Source organism: Paenibacillus sepulcri, from assembly GCF_042647105.1.
GTDB classification, from domain to species: domain Bacteria; phylum Bacillota; class Bacilli; order Paenibacillales; family Paenibacillaceae; genus Paenibacillus_Z; species Paenibacillus_Z sepulcri.
In genome coordinates, this window is the sequence record NZ_JBHRUP010000001.1 from 5,335,302 (window position 1) to 5,350,864 (window position 15,563).

General features: G+C 54.7%; 17 protein-coding genes. 15 read left to right on the plus strand and 2 right to left on the minus strand.

The window, feature by feature from the left end; translation table 11 throughout:
• Positions 1-24: 24 nt before the first annotated feature.
• Both ACFOLF_RS23455 and ACFOLF_RS23460 read left to right on the plus strand, forming a co-directional pair.
• Positions 25-1,146 carry a glycoside hydrolase family 88 protein gene (locus ACFOLF_RS23455; protein ID WP_210038942.1) on the plus strand — a complete coding sequence of 374 codons (1,122 nt, stop codon included), beginning with the start codon at positions 25-27 and terminating at the stop codon, positions 1,144-1,146.
• Between the two features lie 15 nt (positions 1,147-1,161).
• The gene (locus ACFOLF_RS23460; protein WP_210038824.1) at positions 1,162-1,803 is read left to right on the plus strand and encodes a hypothetical protein; all 642 of its coding nucleotides are present in this window, start codon (positions 1,162-1,164) and stop codon (positions 1,801-1,803) included.
• 120 nt (positions 1,804-1,923) lie between these two features.
• On the opposite strand, the gene ACFOLF_RS23465 is transcribed toward ACFOLF_RS23460, so the two are convergent.
• Positions 1,924-2,139 (minus strand): hypothetical protein, encoded by a 216-nt coding sequence (locus ACFOLF_RS23465; protein ID WP_210038825.1) that lies wholly within the window; start codon positions 2,137-2,139, stop codon positions 1,924-1,926.
• Between the two features lie 315 nt (positions 2,140-2,454).
• Between ACFOLF_RS23465 and ACFOLF_RS23470 the strand changes: the two genes are divergently transcribed.
• Genes ACFOLF_RS23470 through ACFOLF_RS23480 form a run of 3 tightly spaced genes read left to right on the plus strand, consistent with a single transcriptional unit; the run spans position 2,455 to position 4,776 of the window.
• Positions 2,455-3,303 carry a protein phosphatase 2C domain-containing protein gene (locus tag ACFOLF_RS23470; protein ID WP_210038826.1) on the plus strand — a complete coding sequence of 283 codons (849 nt, stop codon included), beginning with the start codon at positions 2,455-2,457 and terminating at the stop codon, positions 3,301-3,303.
• A gap of 30 nt (positions 3,304-3,333) precedes the next feature.
• Positions 3,334-4,122: a hypothetical protein gene (locus ACFOLF_RS23475; RefSeq protein ID WP_210038827.1), complete on the plus strand. Its 789-nt coding sequence runs from the start codon at positions 3,334-3,336 to the stop codon at positions 4,120-4,122.
• A gap of 27 nt (positions 4,123-4,149) precedes the next feature.
• Complete coding sequence (locus tag ACFOLF_RS23480) at positions 4,150-4,776, plus strand: phosphatase PAP2 family protein (RefSeq protein WP_210038828.1); 627 nt, start codon at positions 4,150-4,152, stop codon at positions 4,774-4,776.
• A 42-nt stretch (positions 4,777-4,818) separates the two neighbouring features.
• Here the strand turns inward: ACFOLF_RS23480 and ACFOLF_RS23485 are convergent, their stop codons facing one another.
• On the minus strand, positions 4,819-4,992 hold the full coding sequence (locus tag ACFOLF_RS23485) for a hypothetical protein (RefSeq protein WP_379219526.1): 174 nt from the start codon (positions 4,990-4,992) through the stop codon (positions 4,819-4,821).
• A gap of 553 nt (positions 4,993-5,545) precedes the next feature.
• Between ACFOLF_RS23485 and bioA the strand changes: the two genes are divergently transcribed.
• The 10 genes from bioA to ehuD all read left to right on the plus strand — a co-directional run bounded on the left by bioA (position 5,546) and on the right by ehuD (position 15,551).
• On the plus strand, positions 5,546-6,907 hold the full coding sequence (gene bioA, locus ACFOLF_RS23490) for an adenosylmethionine--8-amino-7-oxononanoate transaminase (RefSeq protein WP_210038830.1): 1,362 nt from the start codon (positions 5,546-5,548) through the stop codon (positions 6,905-6,907).
• Positions 6,904-7,641, plus strand: coding sequence for a dethiobiotin synthase (gene bioD, locus ACFOLF_RS23495; RefSeq protein ID WP_210038831.1), 738 nt, complete (start codon positions 6,904-6,906; stop codon positions 7,639-7,641). Before bioA ends, bioD begins: the two co-directional genes overlap by 4 nt.
• Before the next feature lie 13 nt (positions 7,642-7,654).
• A complete protein-coding gene (gene bioB / locus ACFOLF_RS23500; RefSeq protein ID WP_210038832.1) occupies positions 7,655-8,653 on the plus strand; it encodes a biotin synthase BioB in 999 nt (332 codons plus the stop codon).
• 18 nt (positions 8,654-8,671) lie between these two features.
• The gene (gene bioF, locus ACFOLF_RS23505; protein ID WP_210038833.1) at positions 8,672-9,850 is read left to right on the plus strand and encodes an 8-amino-7-oxononanoate synthase; all 1,179 of its coding nucleotides are present in this window, start codon (positions 8,672-8,674) and stop codon (positions 9,848-9,850) included.
• Positions 9,847-10,662, plus strand: coding sequence for an alpha/beta hydrolase (locus tag ACFOLF_RS23510; protein WP_210038834.1), 816 nt, complete (start codon positions 9,847-9,849; stop codon positions 10,660-10,662). Before bioF ends, ACFOLF_RS23510 begins: the two co-directional genes overlap by 4 nt.
• Positions 10,625-11,494, plus strand: a complete 870-nt coding sequence (bioC, locus tag ACFOLF_RS23515) for a malonyl-ACP O-methyltransferase BioC (RefSeq protein WP_210038835.1) — start codon at positions 10,625-10,627, stop codon at positions 11,492-11,494. The genes ACFOLF_RS23510 and bioC overlap by 38 nt, the downstream gene beginning before the upstream one ends.
• Before the next feature lie 99 nt (positions 11,495-11,593).
• Positions 11,594-12,190, plus strand: a complete 597-nt coding sequence (locus ACFOLF_RS23520; protein WP_210038836.1) for an RNA polymerase sigma factor — start codon at positions 11,594-11,596, stop codon at positions 12,188-12,190.
• A 1,096-nt stretch (positions 12,191-13,286) separates the two neighbouring features.
• On the plus strand, positions 13,287-14,225 hold the full coding sequence (gene ehuB / locus ACFOLF_RS23525; RefSeq protein ID WP_379113523.1) for an ectoine/hydroxyectoine ABC transporter substrate-binding protein EhuB: 939 nt from the start codon (positions 13,287-13,289) through the stop codon (positions 14,223-14,225).
• Positions 14,226-14,227: 2 nt separating this feature from the next.
• Positions 14,228-14,878 carry an ectoine/hydroxyectoine ABC transporter permease subunit EhuC gene (gene ehuC / locus ACFOLF_RS23530; protein WP_210038837.1) on the plus strand — a complete coding sequence of 217 codons (651 nt, stop codon included), beginning with the start codon at positions 14,228-14,230 and terminating at the stop codon, positions 14,876-14,878.
• A 7-nt stretch (positions 14,879-14,885) separates the two neighbouring features.
• Complete coding sequence (ehuD, locus tag ACFOLF_RS23535) at positions 14,886-15,551, plus strand: ectoine/hydroxyectoine ABC transporter permease subunit EhuD (RefSeq protein ID WP_210038838.1); 666 nt, start codon at positions 14,886-14,888, stop codon at positions 15,549-15,551.
• Positions 15,552-15,563: the final 12 nt, after the last annotated feature.

Here is a 15,563-nt window from a genome sequence, read left to right on the forward strand (position 1 = left end):
CAAAAAGGATGGGGGAATACAGGGATGCAGGATGCGGAACAGCTTCAATGGGCAGAGGACAAATGGCAGCAGATTATCGGCAAGGTCAGCCTCACAAGCAGGCGAATCGGCGACTCATTTCCCTATATTTCGATAGACGGACAATACTACAATGAAGAGCCGGACTGGTGGACCAATGGCTTCTGGCCGGGGCTGCTTTGGCTGATTTACCGGGAGAACGGAGATGAACGGCTGCGGAATCTTGCCGACTCTGTTGAGAGACAGCTGGATGCTCCGCTCCATCAGTACGAGACGCTGCATCATGATGTCGGCTTCATGTGGAGCCTGACGTCAGTCGCGCAGTACAAGCTGCTGGGCAATCCCGATTCCAGACGCCGAGCCCTGACGGCGGCCAGCCATCTGATGGGCCGTTACAATGCCAAAGGGCATTTCATCCGGGCCTGGAACCAGCCGGAACGCGTGGGCTGGGCGATCATCGACTGCCTGATGAATCTCGGGCTGTTATATTGGGCGAGCGAGGTGACGGGGGATCCCCGCTACCGTCATCTTGCGATGGAGCATTCGGATATGGCGCTGCGCGACATCATCCGCCCGGATGGATCGAGCAATCATATCGTAAGCTTCGATCCCGAAACGGGGCAGCGGCTTGGGGCGATCTCCGGTCAAGGCTACGCCGCAGATTCGGCCTGGTCCCGCGGAACGGCCTGGGCGCTCTACGGAATGGCGCTCGGCGCGCGGTATACGGGCGAGAACCGGTATCTGGATTCGGCAAGGAGGACGGCACAGATGTTCCTCGATCATCTGCCGGAGGACGGACTGCCGCCTTATGATTTCCGGGCCCCGCACGAGGAAGGCATGGGGATGGACTCCAGCGCCGCCGTTTGCGCAGCCAGCGGAATGCTGGAAATCGCCCGGCTCGTGCCCGCGGCGGATGCCCGGTACTATCGGGATGCGGCTTTTGGCATGCTGAAGAAACTGGATGAACGCTGCGGGACCTGGGATGACGACGGGGAAGAGGGCCTGCTGCGCATGGGAACCGCGAATTTTCCGAAGCGGGCATTCGTGAATGTTCCCATGATCTATGGCGATTATTTCTTCGCGGAGGCGATCTGCAAGCTGAGGGGACATGAGGAGCTATTCTGGTAAGGGGGGAATATGCGGATGAGAAGACGACTGGCTTATTCCATGCTTAAGACCGGAGGTTCGGAGCCTTTTCTGCATGTCCTGCAGGAGAATGGGGACGTACTTCAGGCAGTCCTGCAAAATCAGGGCATAAGCACGTTCTCCGTCTTTACGGGCGACAGGCATGTATGCCTGTATTACGAAACGGCAAACGATGATTTTGTTTTCGAATGGGAACCGGCGGCCGGCAGATGGCTGGAGAACTGGCCGGACGAAAGCGGCGGGCAAACGGTGGTATCGATGATCGATATTTTTCATGACGGCATGCCCGAAGATGCTGATTCCTGGCGCGGCTCGCACAAGGTGGAGCAGCGTGCCGGAGCGATAGCCCGGCTGAAGCCGGAGCAGTTCGCATCCTATGTCTTCTATCATTACCAGCTGCAGGAGGAGCGGCCCGAGGGCTTCAATAAAACCTATATCATCGGAGCACGCGGCACGCTGCTGTTCTCCTATCAGGAGCTTCCGGCAGAGGTGAGCGCTGTCCCGAGGCGAGGGCTTCTGGACACCAGCCGCACGCCGGAGGATTGGCACGGCACCATGGAGCCTCACTTCGAACGCTGGGCCGGTGCTGCCCATGGTCAGGAGCTGTGGCGTCCGCTGAGGCTGATTTTCAGCTTTTAGCGGAATGTCATCAGCCCTTATGGCCTGATCTCCTTCAAGGCCGCGTTCGGCAGCTTCTGCATCGCAAGAGCTCCCCGCGCACGCTGTGGCGATGCGTGTTTAGACGCCAGCCACACGCGGTTATCTTTTGCGCAGCTCAAAAAATTCGCAGTCCTTCCGGGCATAATAAGCGACATCGCTGACGCTGGACTGGATAACAATGGTCTGCTCGTCAAAGCGGACAATCACCCCGCCCGTATCAACAATATGATCATCCTTGAAAACACGGATGCGGAACTGGCGCTCCTGCGCTTCACTGAAATCCTGATCCGTCAATAAACGGCGATGCTGTGCCATTCTTCATGCTCCTTTTCATGAATCCCCATTCTTCCACAGGATGGGGATTTTGTTGTTTCAAGCCTGAATCTATGCCCGCTTGGATTCGATCCGGGCGCTGATGCTTGTTCATTGGCCGGTTCGGGTTGATGGGGTCGTACCCGTGCCTGGTCTCTATGAGAACAGGTTCATTATGTATCGGAATCATCATAAAGCCAATGCATGAAAATGTCGAGTGCCTGCCTCCCAAGCGGACAACTGCGCCTGCATGCCGATACTTGAATGGTGCCGCAAATACCTCCATAATAATAGAGAACCGATAGGGGGAGAAGGCTTTTGAAGCTGACGAGTGTTACCGTAAAAGGCGTAAGTCCGTGGAACGAGGATTCCCTCATAGTGAATGAAGAAGCCGGGCTGTTCGGCGTTGTGGACGGGGCCACCTCGCTCGTTCCTTATACGGGAGCCGGTGGAGAGACCGGAGGTTATCTGGCCGCGAGGCTGATTGCCGACTATTGCGATGCGCAAGAAGGCGTGGCTGTTTCTCCGCTTGGACTGCTGGAGGAGGCGAACCGGCTGCTGCGCGCGCGCATGCTGGACGCAGGCATAAGGCCGGAGCGGAAAGAAGAGCTGTGGAGCGCCTGCGCCGTCCTGATTCATATCGGGGAGAAATGGATTGAATTCGCCCATGCCGGCGATTGCATGCTGGCAGCTTACTATAGCGATGGCACGATACGGATCATCACACATGATCAACTGGCCCATGTCGACGACTGGACAAAAGCTGTATGGGCCGAGGGGGTTCAGGCGGGACTTGCGACGCGGGCGGAGCTGTGGGAATATGCCAAGCCGCAGATCATAAAGGGGCGGGATTTGGCTAACGCGCCGGGGGGCTATGCCGTGCTGAACGGCGATCCGGCATTTGTGGATTATGCGGAATTCGGGCGGATCAGCCGGACCAATATCGAGTCGCTCCTGCTATTGTCCGACGGTCTGTACATACCGAAGCAAGCAGGCGAATCCGATCGCGAGGGAGCGCTGGAGATCGCCGTCAAGGTGCGGGAAATGGGCCTTCAGTCTTATATCGACTGGCTTCTTGCCCTGGAGGAATCCGATCCCGACTGCGTGATATATCCCCGGGTCAAGAAATCGGACGACAAGACGGCGATTGTGATCAGTTTCACTTGAGTCATAAGTCCGCTAATATGGAGGCTGTTTATGTTTGAGCATTATGTGGGCATCGATTATTCCGGCAAAGCTTCACCGAGGCACAAGCATACCTCGATTCAGATATTTGAGGCCCTTGCCGGCGGGGAGCCGCAGCGTGCGCGTCATAACCGGAGCTGGTCGCGCCAGAGCTGTTACGCCTATCTGGCGGATTCGCTCAGAGCGCAGCAGGAAGGCAAACGGGGGGCGATGATTGTGGGAATGGATCACGGGCTGTCCTTTCCTTTGTCCTATTTTCGGGATGAGCGACCGCATAAGCCGGCTTTGCCTGACTGGATGGCCTTTTTGCGGCATTTTGACGAGCATTGGGGGGAGGCGAGGGAGAAGCCGGTGTCGGCGATTGCCTCCCCGACGCTGCCTTATCCGAATCCGACGGAGCTGAGAGTGACGGAGAAGTACACGTCTTCCGCGAAGAGTGTGCTTCACCTGAATCCGACGCTGATCTCCGTGGCGTTCTCCACGCATGCCGGGCTGCCCTGGATCTACGATCTCCGCAGGGAGTTCGCCGATATCTTGCACGTCTGGCCTTATGACGGTCTCAAGCCGCCCCCGCACAAGAGCGTGATCGCGGAGGTGTATCCTTCGCTGCTGCACAACCGGTATTCGTACCCCGGGGAGCTTGCCAAACGGGACGAGCGGGATGCTTATGCCATCGCGCTTTGGCTGCAGGAGCAGGACCGGTCCGGCGGACTGGGGCATTATATGAGCTTGTCCACACTGACGCCGCAGCAGACAGCGGAGATTGTTCCTTTGGAAGGCTGGATTCTCGGCGTACTGTGAGTTATAGAATATGGAGGTAAATGTTTGATGTGGGTTTTGTTGCTGCTGCTAGCTTTAGCAGGATTCGGGGGGCTTTCCCTGCTTGTCCAAAGAGACAGCCTAAAGCAGTTTGATCTTTCAATTATTCATGCCGTTCAAGGCTGGGAAAATGATTGGCTCACCCGGATTGCAAATGGCTTGTCCTATTTTGGTTCCTCGAAAATCGCCGTTCCATTCTCGCTTGTTATCGCCGTTCTGCTTGCTGTGGCGTTCAAGCACCGCAGGGAGATTGTATTGTTTATCGCCGCTTTGCTCGGCTCGTGGATGCTCAATGAAACGTTGAAAGCCCTGTATCAGCGGGCCCGTCCGGATATACACCGTATTGCCACGGAAGGGGGCTTCAGCTTCCCCAGCGGCCATTCCATGTCGGCCTTCACCTTGTACGGCATATTAACCTTTCTGCTGTGGCGGCATCTGCCCACCAAGCGCTGGCGAATTGCCCTGATTGCCTTCAGCCTGTTCATGATACTGTGCATCGGCCTCTCCCGCATCTATCTCGGCGTTCATTATCCATCCGATGTGCTCGGCGGTTACTGGGTCAGCGCCTGCTGGATCACCTTGTGCATCCGCCTGTTCCTCATCTGGCAAAGACGGACTGCAGCCGGCAGAGCGTAGCAGGGCTGCCTGTTGCCTGCCCTGTCTCCAGCCCGCGGTTCTTCAGCCGCAAATTCCCCATTCAACCCCATTCTGCTGATCCAGTCTCACCGCTTCTGGCAGCTCATCTCTTCGCACCGCGCGCAGCTCCCGGCACGCGGTGTTTCGCTGCATGAAGGTTCCCTGGTATTCAGCCTTATTCGGCAGCAGCCTGTAGGGCGGGCTTCGTGACCCCATTCTTCGGCATCGTTTCACTTGTTGGCAGACTCCAAGTAAAGATGCCAAGATACCTGTTCGCTTGTTAGAGATTGCGTGAATGCCGTGCACGCCGACAAGTACGAAGAAAGCTGGAGAAAAATGCACTTGTAATAATCAAATGGCCTTCATGAATGAGCTTTGTATGCCCTTCCCAAAGAGATAAATGGTCTATGCCATCGGACACCCGAATTAACGTCAGGGACATGAGCAAATCTGTGACGGATAATGCCTTGATCAGACAAGCTTTCATTAAATTTCTTACTCCTCAATAGGTGGATAAGCCGTGTTAAATTTATGTCCTTGAGAAGGTTCATTGGATTGTATGCCAGCCAGCAGACGCATGGAGGATGGCTATTAAACGGGATGAAGGAAGCTATAACGATGCCCCAGCAGTATTGTACGATGCGATAAAACCGCCGTATTCTTTCCCTTTACAGACATAAACGGGTTTGCTACAATGGCTTTACTTAATTGTTAACCATATTTTTGTTTATGGTTAACAATTAAAATGCCTAATGGATGGTGATGTCTTGTGCAAACGGATTACGAACGGCTTGCTGCTACAAGCCAGGCGCATCTATGGAATCCTTTTACCCAAATGAAAGACTATCATGCCTCGGAACCTCTCATTATCGAACGCGGCGAAGGCATCAGGCTGTACGATATTCACGGCAGGGCTTATTTTGACGGCTTCTCCTCGGTTTGGCTTAATATTCACGGACATAACGTGCCGGAGCTGAATCAGGCCATAACGGACCAGCTGGGCCGCGTTGCGCACTCCACCCTTCTTGGCATGGCCAATGTGCCCGCCATTGAGCTTGCCGGGAAGCTGGCCGAAATTACTCCGCCAGGACTGACGAAAGTCTTCTACTCCGACTCCGGAGCAACCGGTGTCGAAATTGCCATCAAGATGGCTTTTCAATATTGGCATAACCGGGGTGTGCGGGGCAAAACGCAGTTTATCACGATGAATCAGGCGTACCACGGGGATACGATCGGCGCGGTCAGTGTCGGTGCGATTCCGCTGTACCATGATGTGTTCCGTCCCATGCTTTTTCCTTCCCATGTCATTCCTTATCCTTATGCCTACCGCTGCGAGGGCGGAGAAACAGAAGCATTGGAAACTACGCTTACCGCCCTGCGCAGGCTGCTCCATTCGCAGGCGGCCAGCATTGCCGCTCTGATCGTAGAGCCGATTGTGCAGGGGGCATCGGGCATCATCGTGATGCCGCCTGGCTGCCTGCGGGAAATCGCGAAGCTGTGCCGCGAGCATGATGTCCTGCTAATCGCCGATGAGGTGGCGACTGGCTTCGGCAGGACGGGAGAGATGTTCGCGTGCGACCTTGAAGGGGTTTCCCCTGATCTGATGATCATCGGCAAAGGTCTTACGGGCGGTTATTTGCCTGTGGCGGCGACGCTTGCGACCGATGAAGTGTATGACGCGTTTTATGCCGATTACGGGGAGCAGAAAACTTTTTTTCACGGTCATTCCTTTACGGGAAACCCGCTTGGCTGTGCCGTGGCGCTGGCCAGCCTGAAGCTGTTTGAAGAGCGCAGTATGCTGTCAGGGGTTCGGGCCAAGGCATCTTTGGTGGAGCATAGGCTCGCAGCGCTTAAAGAACGCCCGCATGTCGGGGACATCCGCCAGCAGGGACTGATGATCGGAATTGAGCTTGTACGCGACAAGAATACACGCGAACCGTACGAATGGGTGGAGCGAATCGGCGTCCGGACGAGTCTTAAAGCCAGAGAACTCGGCATGCTGACGAGGCCGCTCGGCAATGTGATCGTGTTCATCCCTCCGCTTGCCAGCAGCGAAGCGGAATTGGAGCTCATGACGGCTATTCTGGTGGAAGCGATAATTTGCGTCACCGAGAGCGGGCCGGCGGCATGAACCAAACGAATGCACAGCCAATAAGAGGACTATTCGTGACGGGTACGGACACCGGCGTTGGCAAAACGGTCGTCACAGCGGCAATCGCCGCTGCACTTCGCGCCGAAGGAAGGAATGTCGGCGTCTGGAAGCCGGTTCAATCCGGCAGCACTTTTGGCAGTGGAAGGACTGATGCCCAGCAGCTGTTGAAGAGCACCGGGATCGATGAACTGCCGGAGGCGGTGGCTCCCTTCTCGTTTGCCGCTCCGCTTACACCGCTGCTCGCAGCCCGGGAAGCGGGAGTGACCCTTACGCTGGAGAAGCTGATTGCATCCGGCGGACCGCTTGCCAAGCGATACGATGCGCTCCTTGTAGAGGGAGCGGGAGGCGTGGCTGTTCCGCTGGCAGAGGATGCCCTCGTGGCGGACCTGATGGCAGAGCTTCGTCTGCCCGCACTTATTGTGGCCCGATCCGGCCTCGGCACGATTAACCACACGCTGTTGACGGTGTCATACCTGAAGCTTCGATTAATTTCCATTGTCGGTATCATCCTGAACGATGGCGAATCGGCAGAAACGCATGACGATCCGAGCCTCTCCACAAATGCAGAGCTGATCGAACATTACAGCAGAATTCCGGTGCTTGGCCGTCTTCCCCGGATTCATGCCCCGGAGGATACGAACACGCTGGTACATACCGTACGGCAACATATTCAATTCGCACTGGTCAAAGAGGCGCTTTTGGCTGGAAATTAAGGAGATGACCGAGATGAACACAATTTCACTTCAAATGGAATGGCAATCGTTCGCCCAAAAGGCGTTAAATGGGGAAAGCTTGACACTGGAAGAAGGGCTCGCCGTTCTGGAAGCCGGCAATGATGAGCTGCTGCCGCTCATGCATGCCGCGTTCAGTGTGAGGAAGTTCTTTTACGGCAGGAAGGTTAAGCTGAATATGATCATCAATGCCAAAAGCGGGTTGTGTCCCGAAGATTGCGGCTACTGCTCGCAATCCATCGTATCGACGGCTTCCATACAAAAATACAGCCTGCTGGATAAAGATACCCTGCTCGCCGGAGCGCGCGAAGCCATGGCGCGCAAAGCCGGAACCTACTGCATCGTAGCCTCGGGAAAAGGACCGACGGACAAGGAACTGGAGCAGGTCGCGGACGCGGTACAGGAAATCCGCAGAACCATGCCGCTCAAAATATGCGCTTGTCTGGGCTTGTTGAAGGACGGCCAGGCCGAGCGGCTGGCGGAAGCGGGCGTGCATAGGTACAATCATAACCTGAATACAAGTAAAGCGAACTACCCGGCAATCACCACTACCCACACTTATGGACAGCGTGTAGAAACTGTGGAAAAGGTGAAAGCCTACGGCATGTCTCCCTGCTCCGGAGTCATTATCGGCATGGGCGAGACCCATCAGGAAATTGTGGAAATGGCTTTTGCGCTCCGCGAGCTTGATGTGGATTCCATTCCGGTCAATTTTCTTAATGCGATACCGGGGACACCCCTTGAAAAAGCGGACCGTGTGCCGGCCCTAAAAGCGCTGAGAGTGCTGGCCTTGTTCAGATTTATATGCCCCTCCAAGGAAATCCGCGTGGCCGGCGGCCGCGAGGTCAACCTTCGTACGCTGCAGCCGCTGTCTCTATATGCAGCCAATTCCCTGTTTGTGGGCGATTATTTGACGACAGCCGGACAACATGTATCCGAAGATCATCAAATGATTGAAGATATGGGCTTTGAAATTGAAATTAGTGCTCTATGAGGGCAGGGCGGAATGATTATGAACTGGATGGAAAAAGAGCTTGAAATGATGACTGATGCTTCGCTGGAACGCACCTTGCGAGCCAGCGCTCCGTTGCCCGGATGCCCGGGTTACATCATGCGCGGGGGAAGAAAGCTGCTCGATTTGTCTTCCAATGATTATCTGGGACTTGCGCAGCATTACGCGATTAATGAAGCGATGCGCGAAGCTCAGTCCGCCGAAGGGGCCGGCTCCGGCGCTTCGCGCCTGGTGATGGGCAACCGGCCGTCCTTCGGCCGCCTGGAAACTGTGCTGGCCCTGTGGCAGAACTGCGAAGCAGCGCTTGTTTTTGCCAATGGCTACATGGCCAATACCGGGGTCATCGCCGCGCTGGCAGGCAGAGGCGATGTTGTATTCAGCGATCAGATGAACCATGCGAGCATCGTGGATGGCATCATACTAAGCCGCGCGGAGCATGCCCGATACCGGCATAACGATATGGAGCACTTGCGGGCTTTATTGAATAAGCACCGGGATAAAAAGAAGAAGCTGATCGTGACAGATGCCGTCTTCTCGATGGATGGCGACCAGGCTCCGCTGCGCGAGCTCGCAGCGATCAAGCGTGAATACGGTGCCATGCTGATGGTGGACGAGGCGCATAGCGGAGGGATATACGGCAGGCGCGGCGAGGGATTATGCCATGAGCTTGGCGTGCAGGCGGATGTGGATGTACATATGGGAACATTCAGCAAAGCGTTTGGCGTCTACGGCGCTTATGTCTGCGGCAGCCGTACGCTGATCCGATGGTTGATAAACAAGGCTAGAACCTTGATCTATTCGACCGCCCTGCCCGCATCCATAGTAGCTGGTATCGCCAAAGCGCTGGAGCTGGTTCAGACCGAGCACTGGCGCCGGGAACGGCTTAATGCTGCGGGCAGGAGACTGCGCTCTTCGCTTGGCGCCGCCGGTTTCAATATCGCTGCGGGAGATTCCCCGATCATCCCCGTCATTATTGGCGATAATGCAGCTGTCTTGCGTTTCAGCAGCGCTTTGGAGGCAGCGGGTATTGCATCGGCGGCAATCCGTCCGCCGACTGTGCCCAAGGGCACGGCGCGGATCCGCTTCTCATTGTCCGCCGCCCACACGGAACGGGAGCTGGCCGATGCCGCGGCACTCATCTGTGCCGCTGCCCTTCAATCAGGGGTGGCAGGTGGATGAGACATTCGGGTAACGGGCCACCTTTGCAGCAGGAGGAGTCCGGGGGCACGATTTTGTGGCTGGCTGGATGGAGCATGCCGGATTCGATTTTTGACCGGCTGCGCTCGCAGCTGCCGGATTTTCAACATCTTTCCGTACAGTACAGCGCTGCCGATTCCGAGGAGGCGATACTGCTTTTGACGGAAGCGGCAGTCAGGAAGGCTCTGTCACCAGACCGGGCTGCCAGTCAGACAGAAACTCGCTCCGGTCCCCTTCTGATTGGAGGCTGGTCGCTTGGCGCTTTGCTGGCGCTGAGACTGGCGGCTGCAGGCTGGGCCGATGGTCTCGTCCTGTTTGCGGCCAACGCAAGATTTATCCGCTCCAGGGAAGAGTCTGACCGAGGCTGGGCAGATATCTACCTCAGGCAGATGATTACAGGTCTTGCGAAGAATCGGGATGCCGTAGAGGCCCGATTTCGACAGCTTCTGCTGACGGAGGCGGAATGGAAGAGCGGACTTGGCGCCAGCCTCCCGCCGGCAGGAAGCTGGACGACTCCGGCGCTCCTTGCAGGTCTTCAGATTCTGCGGAACATGGAATGCCAGTCTCAGCTTCCAGCAATCCTTTGTCCGGCTCTGCTTATACATGGAATAGAGGATAAAATTTGCCCATACGGCGCTGCGTCAGAGCTTGCGGCACAATTGCCGCGGGCAGAGCTGCTGGCCCTGCCCGCTTGCGGGCATGCGCCTTTCCTGGAAAGGGAAGCTGATCTGGCCGATGAAATAAGGAGATGGTGGTATGAGCAGCGGCAAGCAGGCAATTCGGCATCAGTTTAACCGCAGCGCGGCGGGTATGTATGATATTCACTCCCGAGTGCAGCGCGATATGGCAGACCGGGTGGCGAGATCCCTGGACCAATGGAAGAGTGAGACGGACATGGCCGGGTTGGATATTCTGGAGATCGGCTGCGGCACGGGCGCGCTGACTGAAAGATTGGCCGCCCAATGGCCTCGCGCATCGATGACGGCTCTTGATATTGCGCCCGCTATGATCGATGCGGCCAAGCAGAGGCTTCAGTTGGACAAGGCCAACCAGGAGGGCAGAATTCGCAACCAGCGCGATCCTGTACGTTTTGTTCAGGCCGATATCGAATTATGGGCGGCTGATGCACCGAAAGACGCATACGATCTCATCGTTTCCAACGCCTGTTTTCAATGGCTGGACCATCCAGGGCAAACGCTTGGCCACATTCAGCGGCTGCTTCGCCCAGGAGGGTTGTTGACATTCGCCACCTTTGGGCCGGATACCTTCAATGAGCTGCATGCGTCCTTTCATGAAGCTTATACAGCCAGCGGGCATGCGCCGCAGCGGCACGGGCTTTCTTTTCAATCGGCAGATGGCTGGGTTAATCATCTTAATGAAGCGGGATTTGACAATATTCGCTGTGAGGGTTTTATTCAACGGGAAATCTACGCATCCCCCAGGGAATTTCTCCACTCAGTCAAGGCGATGGGGGCCAGCACATCCCAGGCCGACACAACACGCAGTATCGGGACGCGCCGCCTGTTTGCCGATATGTATAAGTCATATGAGGACAAATTCAGCGTACAGGGGGGCATTGCTGCCACTTACGACGTTCTGATCATTCAAGCAGAAGCCTCCCGTTAGTGCCATGGTCACGAATTAGGCCCGGATTTTTCATGTAGCTTTCATGTTGGTTTCATATTTGCGTGCTACACTGGGAAAAAACAGTGAGGAGGCGAATGCATGAGGCCGTGGGCTGAGTTTGAAGATGTCATTACCCCGCATCTGAATCATTTACGGACCTATTGTTTTTATTTGACGGCATCCCATTGGGAAGCGGAGGATTTGCGCCAGGAGACGCTGCTCCGGGCTTTCAAGCATTACCGCAGCAAGGGTGATGTCCAATATCCGCGATCATTATTGTATAAAATAGCCCGAAACGTTTACATAGACGCATATCGTAGGCGCAGGGGCATTATGGTTCCTATAGATGAAGCAGGTGAACAGTCCTATTGCGATGAGAATTATGCCTCCGTACGGGGACTGCTGGAGTGGGTAACGGAGCATTTGTCGGAGCGTGAAGTGGAAATGCTGCTGCTCGCCGAGGTGTTTCGTTATTCCTATCAGGATATTGCAGATGAACTGGATTGTACTGTACCTGCGGTCAAAATGGTGCTCCACCGTTCCAAGCAGGCTCTGCGCAAACGCGGCGCCCAGCATAAGGCTACGGGTGAACTGATCTCGCTCAAACCCCAGCTGAAGCCTCCCATGCGTATGCCCAGACGATCCTTCGTCGTCGACAGATGGACACGCGCCGTGATGAATTATGAAAGCAGATGAGCCGTAATAGCCGCATAAGCGCGAAGCGCGGACGGTCTTGTTCTGCTCTGCCGAGCATCGAGCGAAGCTACCTGTCTTAGTCTTATATCCGAGCATCGTGTGAAGCTACCGCTCTTATTCTTATATCCGAGCATCGAGCGAAGTTACCGGTCTTAGTTTTATATTTCGAGCATCGAGCGAAGCTATCGGTCTTATTCTTATCATTCGAAGTCATTGCGAAGCGCTATCGGTCTTATTCTGAAAGGCTGGTGCAAAAGGCCTGGCTGCGCATGAGGAAATGTCTGATATTCGCGGGGAGTTAAAAAGGCGATTTAGCTTTATCATTAGATGAAATAGCGGTTGTGGCGCTGAATTGGCTAATAAAGCGCGTCAAGCGCTCTTCTTTTTGTTGTATGGGCGGTGAAGTGCCATTCGGCTTGGCTTTGAATCTTGAGCGCGGAGCGGGCGGAATCGTTCTGGAGAAACGATAGTGGTCGCCTTTGTCTTTCGAAATTTACCGCTAAATGTTTCATCCAATCAAGAATTCCGAAGGACAACAGCGATCGTAAGAATGATCCGCCCGCGCAGCGTGCCTTTATCGATGTAAATTGACCCGCCCGCGCAGCGTGCCTTTATCGATGTAAATTGACCCGCCCGCGCAGCGTGCCTTTATCGATGTAAATTGACCTGCCCGCGCAGCGTGCCTTTATCGAAGTAAATTGATCCACCCGCGCAGCATACCCGTAATAGTTTCGCCTCAAACCACCTTTTAGCGAACAATCGCGAAAAAGGTGGTTTTTTGTTCATTCCTATCCCATTTTATCGTCAAATGTAAAATATAATTTATTTTTATTATAAAAATGTAATAAAAGGGCGATTCAATTTATAATTATTGTTTATTTATCATAGATGACCTCTGATGTAAAACTCCTTATGCAGGATCATACGGCAATATACAAGAGGAAAAAGGAGGATGGGGCGGATGAGGGTGGCTCTGCCTACGAGAGCCAAAAATAAGCAATTTTATCCTGAAATACTGGAAATGACCTCCTGCGGCAAAGATGTTAGCCTTATATAAGTCTTCTTAATAAATATAGACGAAGGGTTGTGTAAGCATTTGAAGAAGGTTTGGGCGATCGTCGTTTTGCTGCCAATGCTTTTGTTGGCGGCATGTGGTCAGAACAGCAATGAACCGGCTGGCGGCAACAATACGGCTGGGACATCACCGGCAAATAACAATGCCAATGCATCCGGGGGGAACAGCCAGGCGACAGGGACCTTGGCTGACGCGCAGAAAAAAGGATCGGTAACAATCGGTTTCGCCAACGAGAATCCTTATGCATATAAAGATGCCGACGGAAAGCTGACCGGTGAGGCGGTGGAGATTGCCCGCGTTATCCTGGATCGGCTGGGCATTAAGGAAATGAAGGGAGAATTGACCGAGTTCACTTCCTTGATCGCAGGTCTGCAGGCCAAACGCTTCGACATGATTACGGCGGGGATGTTCATTAATCCCAAACGCTGCGAAGCGGTGCTGTTCGCTAATCCCGAGTACAGCATCGGCGAAGCGATAGCGGTGAAGCAGGGAAATCCGCTCAAGCTGGGGAGCTATAAGGATATTGCCGATAACGACAAGGCCAAGGTTGCGGTTATGGCCGGTGCCGTTGAGCTGGATTATCTGAAGGCGTCCGGCATTCCGGAGGATCGGATGGTTATCGTACCAGATCAGGATGCGGCCATCAGCGCGCTGCAGTCCGGACGCGCCGATGCCATGACGATGACGGGACCGGCCCTGCAATCCAGACTGGACAGTGCGAAGGACGCCAAGCTGGAGCGGGTCATGGACTTTGAACAGCCAATGGTGGACGGAAAAGATGTTACGGGCTACGGCGCTACGGCCTTCCGTCCGGAGGATACGTCTTTCCAGGAGGCCTATAACGCAGAGCTTGAGAAGATGAAGGAATCCGGCGAGCTGCTGGAAATTCTCAAGAAATTCGGTTTTACGGAGCAGGAGCTGCCTGGAGATATGACCTCCAGCCAGTTATGTGAGGGATAATCATGACTCCGACTTGGTCGGCGATGTTTCCGCTCCTGTACGAAGGGGTCAAGATTACGATTCAAGTTACGGTAATGGCCGGGATTGTCGCATTGATTGTTTCTGTGGCGGCTGGTCTTGGCCGGGTATCGAGCTATGCGGTTGTACGCGGTATTTCCCGCATCTATGTTGATCTGTTTAGAGCCTCCTCCCTTCTTGTACTTATGTTTTGGATCTACTTCGCTCTGCCGTTTGCGGGAATAGAACTGAGCAAGATGGTGACGGCAGTGCTGGCGATCGGCTTGAACTGCGGGGCATACGGCTCGGAAATCGTACGAAGCTCCATATTGGCTGTTCCTTCCGGTCAGTATGAAGCCTCCTTGGCGCTGAACCTGACCCCTCGGCAGCGAATGTGGCGCGTGGTCATTCCGCAGGCCGTTGTCCGCATGCTGCCGCCTTTTGGAAATTTATTGATCGAGCTGCTGAAATCGACCTCGCTGGTCTATTTTATTACGCTGAGCGATCTTACCTATGAAGCCATGATTCTCCGCAATAATTATTTATCATGGACACCGCAGATATTTGGTCTGCTGCTTGTGATCTATTTTGCCCTGTCTGCATGCATCACGGTCACAATCCGGCTGCTGGAACGCAAATTTGCGGCTTGGAGGTGAATGAGAGATGTGGAAATGGGATTATGTCTGGGATTTATTGCCGGAGCTACTCGGCGCTCTGCGGGTAACGCTTTATGCGACCTTGTGCGGGTTTCTGGTTGCGGCTGCAGTCGGCTTGCTGCTGGCGGTTGGTTCCCGCTCCAGATTTGCCGTGTTGCGGTATACGATCCGCGGCTTCGTGGAGTTCGTGCGCAGCACGCCGCTGCTGGTGCAGGTGTTCTCGCTGTTTTATATTTTGCCGATGCTGTTTCCTTCGGCTTCCTTATCCGCGTTCACGACTGGGGTAATCGGGCTGGGGCTGCATTACAGCACATATTTGTCCGAGGTTTACCGCTCCGGCATCGACGGAGTGCCCCGCGGTCAATGGGAAGCGGCCAGCGCGCTTAATTTTACGAAAACGCAAACGTGGATCAAAATTATACTGCCTCAGGCTTTCCGGCCGATTGTACCGGTGATGGGCAACTATTTGATTGTTATTTTCAAGGAAACTCCGATATTGATGGCGATTACGCTCGTTGAGCTGCTGCTCACCGCGAAGAATGCCGCCTCTGATTCCTATCGGGTGTTTGAACCCTATACCGTTGTAGGAGTGCTGTTCCTGATTATCAGCCTGATCATGACCGTGCTGTTCCGGTTTCTGGAGAAGAAGCTTAACGGGAAATACGCAGGGTAAGGAGTGAGGTCC

Coding starts and splice junctions, on each gene's coding strand:
- ACFOLF_RS23455 (WP_210038942.1), top strand. CDS start 25: ATGCAGGATGCGGAACAGCTTCAATGGGCAGAGGACAAATGGCAGCAG.
- ACFOLF_RS23460 (WP_210038824.1), top strand. CDS start 1,162: ATGAGAAGACGACTGGCTTATTCCATGCTTAAGACCGGAGGTTCGGAG.
- ACFOLF_RS23465 (WP_210038825.1), bottom strand. CDS start 2,139: ATGGCACAGCATCGCCGTTTATTGACGGATCAGGATTTCAGTGAAGCG.
- ACFOLF_RS23475 (WP_210038827.1), top strand. CDS start 3,334: ATGTTTGAGCATTATGTGGGCATCGATTATTCCGGCAAAGCTTCACCG.
- ACFOLF_RS23480 (WP_210038828.1), top strand. CDS start 4,150: ATGTGGGTTTTGTTGCTGCTGCTAGCTTTAGCAGGATTCGGGGGGCTT.
- ACFOLF_RS23485 (WP_379219526.1), bottom strand. CDS start 4,992: ATGGGGTCACGAAGCCCGCCCTACAGGCTGCTGCCGAATAAGGCTGAA.
- bioD (WP_210038831.1), top strand. CDS start 6,904: ATGAACCAAACGAATGCACAGCCAATAAGAGGACTATTCGTGACGGGT.
- bioB (WP_210038832.1), top strand. CDS start 7,655: ATGAACACAATTTCACTTCAAATGGAATGGCAATCGTTCGCCCAAAAG.
- bioF (WP_210038833.1), top strand. CDS start 8,672: ATGAACTGGATGGAAAAAGAGCTTGAAATGATGACTGATGCTTCGCTG.
- ACFOLF_RS23510 (WP_210038834.1), top strand. CDS start 9,847: ATGAGACATTCGGGTAACGGGCCACCTTTGCAGCAGGAGGAGTCCGGG.
- bioC (WP_210038835.1), top strand. CDS start 10,625: ATGAGCAGCGGCAAGCAGGCAATTCGGCATCAGTTTAACCGCAGCGCG.
- ACFOLF_RS23520 (WP_210038836.1), top strand. CDS start 11,594: ATGAGGCCGTGGGCTGAGTTTGAAGATGTCATTACCCCGCATCTGAAT.
- ehuC (WP_210038837.1), top strand. CDS start 14,228: ATGACTCCGACTTGGTCGGCGATGTTTCCGCTCCTGTACGAAGGGGTC.
- ehuD (WP_210038838.1), top strand. CDS start 14,886: ATGTGGAAATGGGATTATGTCTGGGATTTATTGCCGGAGCTACTCGGC.